The following is an 11,501-nucleotide window of genomic DNA, read 5'->3' as shown; positions in this document are numbered from 1 at the left end:
CATATTTAATTGCATTTATAAGTTCTTGATCTCGTTTTTTCTTAAAAGACTATCAAGTACATACCCAAATAATGAAGGATCTACTTTATTGGTCTCTAGATCAGATAAGCCTAGCTCATCCCATCTTTTATCAACATTCATTTGCATCTTTTCTGAATGTTTAAGAGGTTCGCCCCATTCATGATTTTTTTCGGGACCTATTTTTGTCGTAGCATCTATTGCCATTCTTCCTCCTAGCCCTATTTTATTACTAGCAAAATCTAAACTGTCGAAAGGAGTGTTTTCCATAATTAATAAATCCCTTTGTGGGTCAACTAAACTTGATAGTGCCCAGACGACTTGCCGTGGATCTCGAACATTAATTGTTGAGTCAACAACAACAACGAATTTTGTATACGTAAATTGAGGGAGAGCACTCCAAAATGCCATTGCTGCCCTTTTTGCTTGACCTGGGTATGACTTATTAATTGAGATAACTGCAAGCTTATAGCTTAAAGATTCCATTGGTAAAAAGAAGTCGACAATTTCATTTACCTGGCTACGGAGTATTGGTGTATATATACGGTTAAGAGCTATTGCCAGCATGGCTTCCTCTTTGGGCGGCCGACCACTGAAAGTAGTATGAAAAATCGGATTCTTTCTGTGAGTAATACAATCTATTCGAAGCAGGGGAGATCTCTCCACTCCTCCGTAGAACCCCATGTGGTCCCCAAAAGGGCCGTCATCTAATTCTTCTCCAGGTGTGATAGTGCCTTCCAAGACTATTTCGCTATGACTTGGCACTTCCAGATCTACAGTTTTGCATCGTGTCAGTCTCACCCCTTCTCCTGCATATAGCCCAGCAAAAAGCCATTCACTTAATTGGACGGGGATAGGAGTTGCTGCAGCCATAATTATTAATGGGTGTACTCCTATCGCTACTGCGACTTCTAATTTCTTTCCCATTTCGGCAGCCTTTTTTAGATGACGTGCCCCCCCTCTAACGCTCAACCAATGTATGGTCATTTCTTTATTTGATTGCTTTTGTAATCTGTAAATCCCTACATTAGGTATTTTCGTTTCAGGATCTTTTGTTATTACCAGCCCAAATGTGATTATTTCTGAAGCATCTTTTGGCCATGGCTTTATTAATGGGAATTTGCTTAGATTTACATCTTCTCCTTTTAGAATATTTTGATGGCAAGGTGGAGTTAAATCAAAATCTGGACGTGCTCTAACTAGGCTCCATAAAATATTACTTGCTTCTATAGTTTCACCTAGGCCCTTAGGAGGCTTAGGTTGTTGTAAAAAAGAAAGTTTTTCTCCTAACTTTTCAAGATCTTCGACTTTTTCAAGACCCATGCTCCAAGCAACTCTTTCTGTTGTGCCTAACAGGTTTATTGCAACTGGAATGGATGATCCAATGACATTCTCAAATATTAGTCCTGGGCCACCAATTTCAAGAACCCTATCGCTTATCGCTGCAAGTTCAAATTCAGGATTTACTGGCTCTTTGATTCTTCTTATTTGTCCTTTCTTTTCTAGAAGAGATAGGAAGTCCCTCATGTCTTGAGAGCCAGGTCCTTGACGAAAAAAATTCATTTGAGTCAGGACTAACTTTAAAATATTTATTTACTCTGACGCAGTAAGCGACAAATTGTGAGTATGAACCTTTTTTATTTTCATGTGTCTAATGATGTTCCTTTAGGGCATCTGCCTCAGGCTGCCGTTGTGATTGATGTTCTTAGGGCTACAACAACAATTGCATGTGCTCTAAATAACGGAGCAGATTCTGTTGAAACCTTTGCTGATATTGAAGATCTTAAAAAATCTGCTTCAAATTGGCCAAATTCATCAAAAATTCTTTTAGGAGAAAGAGGTGGTAAACCTTTAAAAGGCTTTGATTTAGGTAATTCACCTAATGATGTAACAAGTGATCTGGTAAAAGGCAAAAGGCTTTTTATGAGTACTACAAATGGGACACGGTCTTTGAGCCGGTTAAAAGAAGTTCCTTCTCTATACACCATGTCATTAATAAATAGGAAAGCTGTTGCTGATCAGTTGCTATCTAAAAAGCCAGAAGAAGTCTATTTACTTGGTAGTGGATGGGAAGGTTCTTATTCTTTAGAAGACTCTCTTGCCGCTGGTTCTCTTGCCTCTTACCTTTTAGAAAAGGATTCAATTAATGTAAATATTTTGAATGATGAACTTAATTCTGCATTGTCCCTTTGGGCTTATTGGAAAAATGATCTAGAAGGTTGCTTACGCAAAGCTACTCATGGACAAAGACTGGAAAGACTTGGAAACCATGATGATGATTTTGCGACTTGTTCAGCCCTAGATAAAATTGAAGTTGTTCCTTCTCAGAAAGAACCTGGTGTACTACGTTCATTATGAGATCTAAGTTTTATTGCTTTTAAAATCTTGACGGACTTTTTGGCAGCAGCCTTGCAATTGACAAGCACTTCAGATGTTGATGCGAATTTATCTGCAGCAGAAGAACAAATTGAGATTGCAGCTCGTAGGGGTGCAGATTTGATTGGCTTGCCTGAAAACTTTGCTTTTATCGGAGATGACCAAAAACGTATAGAAATTGCATCTTCTTTGGCAGATAAGTGCAAAAGGTTTTTGGTAACTATGGCTAGAAGATATCAAATTGTCCTTTTGGGCGGGGGCTACCCTGTTCCTTCAGGAGATGGATTGAGAACTATAAATAGGTCAGAACTGATTAGTCGTGATGGTCAGGTATTAGGTAGGTATGACAAAATCCATCTTTTTGATGTTGATCTTCCTGATGGAAATAAATATAGAGAGTCTGAAACAATTGTTTCTGGTACTGAATTGCCTTCTGTTATAAACGTTCCTGGCTTATGCAAGGTAGGGCTGTCTATTTGTTATGACGTTCGTTTTCCCGAATTGTATCGACACCTTATTGATCAAGGAGCAGAACTTTTATTTATTCCAGCAGCTTTCACTGCATATACAGGCAAGGATCATTGGCAAGTTTTACTTCAAGCAAGAGCTATTGAGAATACAGCATATGTTGTAGCACCAGCTCAAACTGGAGAACATTATCGAAGGAGACAAAGCCATGGTCATGCAATGATAATTGACCCCTGGGGTACCGTCCTTGCAGATGCTGGAGTTCAGGAGGGGGCTGCTATAGCTCCTGTTGATAATTCAAGAGTTAAAAGTATAAGAGAGCAAATGCCAAGTATTAAGCATAGGAAATCAGAACTTTTTTAAATTAATGCGTATTTCTAAATTCGGATTAGTTTCTTGTGTGTTTTCAAGTGTTGTAGCGGTTAGCAATTTAGTTTTTCCATTGTCTTCTGAGGCAGCAAGTTCATTAGCTGCATGGCTAATTAGAAGTAATGGAGTCCTTGAATTTAGGACAGCTAGGGATACGAAGTTAAAAGCCTTCTATCAATCTTCTAGTGATGGTAAAGGAGACCGTGTTTGGATTGATTTTCCAGGGGAATTGATACGACCTAGGACTCTCCCTGGGAATGGTCCTATCAAAGAAATACGACTTGGCAAGCCAAAAGATGGGTTCACTAGGTTTGTTATTGAATTCAACCCATATGTTGATATAAACCCATACAAGTTGATTTTGAAGGGAACAGCTCCTGATCGATGGGAACTTGATTTCATCACTCTTCCTGCTAGGGGTTTGAAGCAGATTGGTGAGGGTAATATAAGTAAGGCTTTACCAAAATCCTCAAGATATTCTTCCTTAAAACCATTCAAGAATCTAAAGCTTTCAGCTCTTCCAAATGTCACTAAAAATCGATTTCTTGTTGTAATTGACCCTGGCCATGGAGGACCTGACTCAGGAGCTATTGGTATTGGTGGTCTTAGAGAGTCGGAAATTGTTTTAGATGTTTCTAAGCAAGTAGTAGATATCCTTTATAAGAAAGGGGTTAAGGCTAAATTAACTCGAAATTCTGAAATAGATTTAGATTTACCTCCAAGAGTTAATATGGCTAATAGAATAGGAGCAGATGTTTTTGTAAGTATTCATGCAAATGCATCTAGAGGCTTTCAAAAGGATGTAAATGGTTTAGAAACATATTATTTTTCTGGATACCAAGGTTTCAAATTAGCCAAGAATATTCAAAATGAGATCTTAAAAGCTGATCCTAAATCTCCTGATAGAGGAGTTAGACAAGGTAGGTTTTTCGTTATAAGAAGGACAAATATGCCTGCAGCTCTGGTGGAAATTGGATTCTTAACAGGTATAGATGATGCAAGAAGTCTTTCGCAAGCAGATCATCTTAAAAGGGTTGCTTTTGCAATTTCTAAAGGCATACTCAAATATCTGAAGGAGGCTTATTGACATCCACTTTAGGACTTTTTGATAGTGGGGTAGGCGGCTTTAGCGTCCTCAAGAGTATTTTGCAACGTCATGCAAATTTGAATGCAATCTATTTAGGTGATACAGCCAGAATCCCTTATGGCACAAGGAGTTCAACTGAAATAAGAGACATTGCTCTTGAAGTTGTCAAATGGTTGGATCAACAGGAAATAAGTGCTCTGGTTGTAGCTTGTAATACTACGAATTCACTTGCAATGGATATCGTTAAAGAACATTCTTCAGTACCAGTGTTTGGCCTTATAGATTCCATAAGTAAATGTTCTCTGAAATCCAGAATTGGAGTTCTGGCTACAACTTCAACAGCGAAATCACATGGTTATACTAAAAAAATAAAATCCATAAACCCAGATATATTCGTTATTGAACAAGGTTGCCCTGCATTTGTCCCTTTGATAGAAACTGGACAAATAAATACAGAAGATATGTATAAATATGCAAGAAAATACTTAGAGCCTCTTATTCAATCTGATGTGGAAATAGTTCTATTTGGTTGTAGCCATTACCCTCTATTGGCAAATATTCTCCGTGAGTTACTCCCTAAAAACATTGAATTGTTGAATCCCGCAATTGATCTTGCTAAGAGATTAGATGACTTGTTTGGAATTCCATCTACTGCCTTAGATACACCCCCCAGTTTTTCAAACGTTAGCTTTTCTGTTACATCAGATCCTGAGGGTTTTGCAAGTAGGGCACAGTATTGGTTGGGTATCCGACCAAAAGTTGAATTAGTTTCTCTGCGAAAAAAGGCTTGTGTCTTCTAATATCTTTATAGAAAGGATTTGTATGGCCACTGTTACAGAACTACTTCAACCTGTAGAACTGGATCTAGAGCATTTGCTTACAGATCTGAGAAGTTTAATTGGTGCTGGCCATCCAATACTGCAAGCGGCTGCTGAGCATTTGTTTAGTGCAGGTGGAAAGCGAATAAGGCCTGGAATTGTTCTTCTTCTAGCGAGAGCTCTTTCTCCTGATGGTCAACTTTCACCAAAGCATAGGCGTTTGGCTGAAATTACTGAAATGATTCATACCGCTTCCTTAGTCCATGATGATGTGGTAGATGAGGCTTCTACTCGTAGAGGAGTCCAAACGGTTCACAATAGGTTCAATCATCGTGTTGCAGTATTAGCTGGCGATTTTTTATTTGCACAAGCAAGTTGGCATCTTGCCAATTTGGATAACCTTGAAGTAGTAAAGCTTCTTAGCAGGGTAATCATGGATCTTGCTGAAGGCGAAATCAAGCAAGGCTTATATAGGTTTGATTCTGGGCAAAGTTTCTCCACTTATCTAGAAAAAAGTTATTGTAAAACAGCTTCTTTAATAGCTAATAGTTCGCAGGCAGTTGGTGTGCTAAGTGATATTTCTAGTGATCATATAAAATCTCTATATCATTTTGGTAAACAGCTTGGCTTGGCGTTCCAAGTTGTTGATGACATCCTTGATTTTACAGGTAATGATAAGCAATTAGGCAAACCAGCTTCTATTGATTTGGCTAGTGGCTATCTAACCGCTCCAGTTCATTATGCTATTGAGGAACATCCATTCCTAGAGACTTTAATTGCTAGAGAGTTTTCTTCAGAAGGGGATTTAGATCAAGCTTTAGACCTAGTTAGAAACTCTCAAGCCATAAAACGGTCAAGGGCTTTGGCGGAGGGATTGGCTAAGGATTCCTATGAATCCATAAAATGGATCCCTGAATCAGCATCTCAAAGAGCACTTCTTGAGTTGCCAGAATTTATTTTAAGTAGAATTTATTAAATAATATTTAATTGAAGAACTTGTTTTTCTTCCTTTAACCTCTTTATTTGCTTTTACTCAGTTAATAACATGAATAATAATTTTGAGTTTATAGCTTGTTTATAAAAGTATGTATGTTTAAAAGATTTTATATATCCTTTGGGTATTTTTTCTAAAATGAAATTAATGGCTTAATAGCCTCCTGCTACTCTTTTACATTAGTGTCATGCCTTCCGACCCATCTATTTCTATTGAGTCGGTTCTACAAGAAGAACGAGTATTTGAACCTGCTTCGCATGATGTTGACCAAGCAAGGATTAAGGGTATTGATTCATATGAAAAATTGGTAAAAGAGGCAAATAATGACCCGGATAAATTTTGGGGAGATGCAGCTTTAAAAGAATTACATTGGTTTGAGCCTTTTCATACCGTTCTTGATTGGTCTAATGCTCCTTTTGCTAAATGGTTTGAAGGTGGCAAGACAAATATTTCATTTAATTGCTTAGACCGACATATCTCAAATGGAAATGGTGATAAAGAAGCAATTATTTGGGAAGGTGAGCCTGGTGAAGTTAGACGTTTTACATATAACCAGCTACTAAAAGAGGTATGTAAGACATCAAATGCACTAAAAGAACTTGGTGTTAATAAGGGAGATCTAGTTGCCCTTTATATGCCTATGGTTCCAGAAGCTGCAATAGCAATGTTGGCATGTTCTCGAATTGGAGCGCCGCATTCAGTAGTTTTCGGAGGTTTTTCTGCAGAAGCTTTAAGGGATAGATTAATAGATGGTCAGGCAAAAGTTGTCATCACTGCTGATGGCGGTTATAGGAAAGATAAGATTATCTCTCTTAAATCTGCTGTCGATGCAGCTTTGGCTGAGAATGCTTGTCCAAGCGTTAAATCCGTATTAGTTGTTGAAAGAACAAAAGATTCAATCACTATGGAATCTGGACGAGATATCTGGTGGCAGGATATCGTGCCGATGCAAAGTGATTTCTGCTTGCCAGAATATATGGATAGCGAAGATAGATTATTCGTTTTATATACTTCAGGATCAACAGGTAAACCAAAAGGAGTAGTTCATACAACAGCAGGGTATAACTTATGGGCTCACCTTACATTTCAGTGGATCTTTGACATTCGCGATAACGATATCTATTGGTGTACTGCAGATGTTGGGTGGATAACTGGTCACAGTTATATTGTTTACGGACCTCTTTCCAATGGAGCAACTACCCTTATGTATGAGGGTGTTCCACGTCCCTCTAATCCCGGTGCATTTTGGGAAGTTATTGAGAAGCATAAGGTTAGTATTTTCTACACTGCACCTACAGCGATTAGGGCATTCATGAAAGCGGGACGATCAATACCAGATAAATATAATATGTCTACTTTGCGATTACTTGGGACAGTAGGTGAGCCGATTAACCCTGAAGCATGGATATGGTATCGAGATGTTATCGGAGGAAATAAGTGCCCAGTCGTAGATACATGGTGGCAGACTGAAACCGGTGGTGTAATGATAAGTCCTCTTCCAGGTGCAACGCCAACTAAGCCTGGATCAGCTACTTTACCTTTACCTGGGATAGATGCTGATATCGTGGATTCAGAGGGCAACTCTGTTCCGGCAGATCACGGAGGTTATTTAGTAGTCAAAAAGCCTTGGCCAGGAATGATGCGAACTATTCATGGAAATGAAAAAAGGTTTAGGGAAAGTTATTGGGAATATTTGAAATCTAGTAAAGGAGAATTAATGTACTTTGCTGGGGATGGTGCAAGAAAGGATTCCGACGGTTATTTTTGGGTTATGGGAAGAGTAGATGATGTAATTAACGTCTCAGGTCACCGTTTAGGAACTATGGAAATCGAATCTGCTTTAGTAAGTCACCCATCAGTGACAGAGGCAGCTGTTGTTGGACGAGAACATGAATTGAAAGGAGAAGCAATCGTAGCTTTCGTGACTTTAGAGGGGGCGACTGTCCCTAGCTCCGATTTAGTTAATCAATTAAGGACTCATGTTGGATTGGAAATTGGAGCCATCGCTAAGCCGGAGGAAATTCGTTTTACAGATTCATTACCTAAAACTCGAAGTGGGAAAATTATGCGCAGGATACTCAGATCTCTTGCTGCTGGGGATGAGGTTAAAGGAGATACAAGTACTCTTGAAGACAAAAGTGTTTTGGAGCTTTTGAGAAAATAGATTTTTTTAGATAGGTTTTTCAGCCGACCATACCCTTGTCATGAAATGAGATTTGCTATCCAGGTCTATAAAGCCTGCGTCTTCCATTCGCTGATTTATATCATCTTTGACATAGTCTAAATAATATGGCTCATGAAAGATTTTTCTAAAGTTCTCCATTACAGGAATAAATTCAGGAGAATCACTCATTTGAATAGAATCAGCTATTACTATGGTTCCGCCTGGTTGAAGTATTCTAAAACATTCATTGATAACGTTTTGTCTGGCTTGTCTTGGTAGTTCGTGGAATAAGAAAACGCAACTTATGCCATGAACACTATCGTCAGGCAAAGGTACTTTTTCTGCATTGCCTTTTATTAATTGAACCATATCTCCTTCTCTGTTATTTAAATATTTGCTTGCTTTTTTTAAGTAGGCACCAGAAAGATCTAATCCTAAAAGTTCTAATTTTGGGAATGCTATCCTTAACTGTTGAAGTGTTCTGCCAGTACCTGTTGCGATGTCAATTACTTTTAAGTTCGATTGGTGATTATTTTTAAATTTATTTAACCCCTTATTTAGTGGGGCAATTATCCTTCTCCTCATAGAATCTGCCGTACCATTAAATAATATCTCTACCTGAATATCGTAGATTTCTGCTGAATAATCACTTAAATATCCATCGGTTTGGTGGTGAAAGTTTTGTAGGTAATATTCTGGATAATTTGTTTTATTAACATCTTTTGGTAGATCTTTGATGTTGTTTTTTCTTCTTCTATTCCATGTAGAAGGCATATCAAGCCAAACTAACGGATACTTTGCAAACCATTCAAGCCATGGGGCTTCGAATAATAATGATTTTGGATACAGGCCTAACTCCGCTTCGTTCCAATCTGTTTTTTCCAGCTCTGCCATTGATTTGCGAAGTTCCTCAAGTAAATCCTTCCCTACCTGTGTTGTTTGTGGAATTGCTTCAGGCGCAAAAAATTCCATTAACTTTGTACTGAGTCCTTTATGTGCTAAGCCAGCAAGGCTTTTGCCTTGTTGAAGGGTTAGATAGGCGAGTTTTGTAAGATTCTGTTCTGCCATGAAGTTATTTGCTGCTTATATTCCAGCAGATTTTCTTATTTTCCGAGAGGATCAATGCGCTTTTTAGCAGAAATCATCAATTCTTGTAAATCAAATTCTTACAATTTACAGAATTCTTTGGGGATCATCAATAGGACCTCCCTGATCTCGTCCCAGGAGTAATTCGGCTCAAGTATCTGAAATTCATATTTGTTTCTTTTAATCAAATTTGCAGCAGTTATGGATTCTTTGCAGGTTGATTCCCAATTCAGCTTTTCCATCTGCTCTTCTAGAGATTCAAGCTTCTTGTTGAAGATTAATAAATCTCCTGCACTTTTTTGAAGCCTCTCTTCTTTTTCATGTTGAATATATTTTGAGGAAAAGTATATAGATGTTGTTATTGCAGCGATAAGAACTATTAGTTTTCTTAACTTATTCGTAAATAGATTTGATGAGAATTTGATCAATTTTTTAAGTCTCATGTATAAATTTACTTGGGTCTAACTAAGCTTTGTAATTAGACCCTTTCTGCTCTATTGTTCAGCTTTAAATTTTATATAAAGTACTATTTTATGCATCGTAGTACATAAAGAATTCATGAGGATGTGGACGCTGTCTTAGCTGTTGAACTTCCTCATACTTTATTTCTATAAAGTTATTTATAAAGTCTTGATCAAAAACACCACCAGCTGTGAGGTATTCATTGTCAGATTTGAGAGCGTCTAATGCGTCGTTTAAAGATGAAGGTACTGTAGAAATTCTCTCTAGTTCCTCTGAGGGAAGCTCGAAAAGGTCTACATCTACTCCATCACCAGGATCAATTTGATTTTTTATTCCATCTATTCCCGCCATCATCATTGCACTAAAAGCTAAGTATGGATTTGCCATAGCATCACCTGATCGGAACTCTAACCTTTTTGCTTTTGGGCTTGGACCAGTTAAGGGAATTCTCACAGCTGCAGAGCGGTTACCTTGTGAGTAAACCAAATTAACTGGGGCTTCGAATCCTGGAACTAATCGCTTATAACTATTTGTTGTTGGATTTGTAAAAGCAAGGAAAGAAGGTGCATGTTTCAGAATTCCTCCTATATACCATTTAGCAGTCTGAGAAAGGTTTGCATATGTCCCCTCTCCAAAGAATAAAGGCTGACCACCCTTCCATAGGCTTTGGTGTACATGCATTCCTGTACCGTTGTCATTCCACACTGGCTTAGGCATGAATGTTGCTGTTTTCCCATACTTTTTGGCAACGTTTCTGACTACGTATTTGTAGGTCATGACATTGTCCGCTGCATTGATCAATGAAGCGAACTTCATTCCTAATTCATGTTGTCCAGGTCCAGCCACTTCGTGATGATGCTTCTCAATTGGAATTCCCAATTGAGCCATCAATAGAAGCATTTCAGATCTAATGTCTTGAGCTGTATCATTTGGGGCTACAGGGAAATACCCTTCTTTGTATTGAATTTTGTACGCCAAATTACCTCCTTCTTCCACTCTCGCTGTATTCCAAGGTGCCTCAATAGTGTCAACGCTATAGAACGAGTTGCCTTCACTTGAGTTGTATCTGACGTCATCAAATATAAAAAACTCGGGTTCAGGACCAAAGAAAGCTGAATCGGCCAAACCAGTTGAGGATAAATATGAAAGTGCTTTTTGGGCTAATGCTCTTGGGCATCTTGAATAAGGCTCACCACTTCTTGGCTCTTGTATAGAACAAATTAGACTGAGAGTCTTATGACGATAGAAGGGATCTATCCATGCAGTACTGGCATCTGGCACCATTGCCATATCAGACTCGTTTATAGCTTTCCAACCCCTAATTGATGACCCGTCAAACGCCAGACCGCTTTGAAAGGCTTCCTCGTCGACCATATCTGACGTTACGGTCAAATGCTGCCACTTCCCGTGGATGTCTGTGAATTTTAGATCTATAAGTTCTATGCCTTCATCTTTGATTTGACTGAGAACTTCTCTAGGGGTTTTGCTCATGGATTTTTATAAAACCTTATTGATCTGAAAGTAATTAGCGTTCGTAACTAGTTTTGTATCAATAAGTACCTTTTTGCACACTTTCCTCATAAAAAGCCATCTCTTCTTATTTTTTTTTATTATTTACATGCTTTTTTCCGTAAAAAACAGTTATTACCCATTGCAATA

At 38.3% G+C, this 11,501-nt stretch carries 10 protein-coding genes; 6 read left to right on the top strand and 4 right to left on the bottom strand.

The window, feature by feature from the left end:
- Positions 1–15 precede the first annotated feature (15 nt).
- Positions 16–1,581 carry a UbiD family decarboxylase gene (locus O5635_RS02400; RefSeq protein ID WP_036902740.1) on the bottom strand — a complete coding sequence of 522 codons (1,566 nt, stop codon included), beginning with the start codon at positions 1,579–1,581 and terminating at the stop codon, positions 16–18.
- Between the two features lie 63 nt (positions 1,582–1,644).
- Between O5635_RS02400 and O5635_RS02395 the strand changes: the two genes are divergently transcribed.
- The 6 genes from O5635_RS02395 (at position 1,645) to acs (ending at position 8,294) form a co-directional block, all read left to right on the top strand.
- On the top strand, positions 1,645–2,376 hold the full coding sequence (locus tag O5635_RS02395; RefSeq protein WP_036902743.1) for a 2-phosphosulfolactate phosphatase family protein: 732 nt from the start codon (positions 1,645–1,647) through the stop codon (positions 2,374–2,376).
- Positions 2,377–2,403: 27 nt separating this feature from the next.
- Positions 2,404–3,225, top strand: a complete 822-nt coding sequence (locus O5635_RS02390) for a carbon-nitrogen hydrolase family protein (protein ID WP_036902746.1) — start codon at positions 2,404–2,406, stop codon at positions 3,223–3,225.
- Between the two features lie 4 nt (positions 3,226–3,229).
- A complete protein-coding gene (locus O5635_RS02385) occupies positions 3,230–4,318 on the top strand; it encodes an N-acetylmuramoyl-L-alanine amidase (protein ID WP_036902748.1) in 1,089 nt (362 codons plus the stop codon).
- The gene (gene murI, locus O5635_RS02380) at positions 4,315–5,118 is read left to right on the top strand and encodes a glutamate racemase (protein ID WP_036902750.1); all 804 of its coding nucleotides are present in this window, start codon (positions 4,315–4,317) and stop codon (positions 5,116–5,118) included. Before O5635_RS02385 ends, murI begins: the two co-directional genes overlap by 4 nt.
- Before the next feature lie 22 nt (positions 5,119–5,140).
- Positions 5,141–6,112, top strand: coding sequence for a solanesyl diphosphate synthase (gene sds, locus O5635_RS02375; RefSeq protein WP_036903658.1), 972 nt, complete (start codon positions 5,141–5,143; stop codon positions 6,110–6,112).
- Positions 6,113–6,317: 205 nt separating this feature from the next.
- On the top strand, positions 6,318–8,294 hold the full coding sequence (acs, locus tag O5635_RS02370) for an acetate--CoA ligase (RefSeq protein ID WP_269607834.1): 1,977 nt from the start codon (positions 6,318–6,320) through the stop codon (positions 8,292–8,294).
- A gap of 6 nt (positions 8,295–8,300) precedes the next feature.
- Here the strand turns inward: acs and O5635_RS02365 are convergent, their stop codons facing one another.
- The 3 genes from O5635_RS02365 to glnA form a co-directional block, all read right to left on the bottom strand.
- Entirely contained in the window at positions 8,301–9,362 is a 1,062-nt protein-coding gene (locus tag O5635_RS02365; protein ID WP_036902754.1) for a class I SAM-dependent methyltransferase, read from the bottom strand.
- Positions 9,363–9,460: 98 nt separating this feature from the next.
- Positions 9,461–9,823 carry a hypothetical protein gene (locus tag O5635_RS02360; RefSeq protein WP_036902757.1) on the bottom strand — a complete coding sequence of 121 codons (363 nt, stop codon included), beginning with the start codon at positions 9,821–9,823 and terminating at the stop codon, positions 9,461–9,463.
- An 88-nt stretch (positions 9,824–9,911) separates the two neighbouring features.
- Positions 9,912–11,333: a type I glutamate--ammonia ligase gene (gene glnA / locus O5635_RS02355; RefSeq protein WP_269607831.1), complete on the bottom strand. Its 1,422-nt coding sequence runs from the start codon at positions 11,331–11,333 to the stop codon at positions 9,912–9,914.
- Positions 11,334–11,501: the final 168 nt, after the last annotated feature.

It is taken from the genome of Prochlorococcus marinus str. MIT 0919, from assembly GCF_027359375.1.
Classification (GTDB): Bacteria; Cyanobacteriota; Cyanobacteriia; order PCC-6307; family Cyanobiaceae; genus Prochlorococcus_D.
Note: the sequence above shows the minus strand (reverse complement) of the source record. Positions and strands in the feature narration are given on the sequence as shown.

Excerpts from the sequence above, each read along its gene's own strand:
- O5635_RS02385 (WP_036902748.1), top strand. The coding sequence starts at position 3,230 with ATGCGTATTTCTAAATTCGGATTAGTTTCTTGTGTGTTTTCAAGTGTT.
- glnA (WP_269607831.1), bottom strand. The coding sequence starts at position 11,333 with ATGAGCAAAACCCCTAGAGAAGTTCTCAGTCAAATCAAAGATGAAGGC.
- O5635_RS02365 (WP_036902754.1), bottom strand. The coding sequence starts at position 9,362 with ATGGCAGAACAGAATCTTACAAAACTCGCCTATCTAACCCTTCAACAA.
- O5635_RS02400 (WP_036902740.1), bottom strand. The coding sequence starts at position 1,581 with ATGAATTTTTTTCGTCAAGGACCTGGCTCTCAAGACATGAGGGACTTC.
- sds (WP_036903658.1), top strand. The coding sequence starts at position 5,141 with ATGGCCACTGTTACAGAACTACTTCAACCTGTAGAACTGGATCTAGAG.
- O5635_RS02395 (WP_036902743.1), top strand. The coding sequence starts at position 1,645 with ATGAACCTTTTTTATTTTCATGTGTCTAATGATGTTCCTTTAGGGCAT.
- acs (WP_269607834.1), top strand. The coding sequence starts at position 6,318 with ATGCCTTCCGACCCATCTATTTCTATTGAGTCGGTTCTACAAGAAGAA.
- O5635_RS02360 (WP_036902757.1), bottom strand. The coding sequence starts at position 9,823 with ATGAGACTTAAAAAATTGATCAAATTCTCATCAAATCTATTTACGAAT.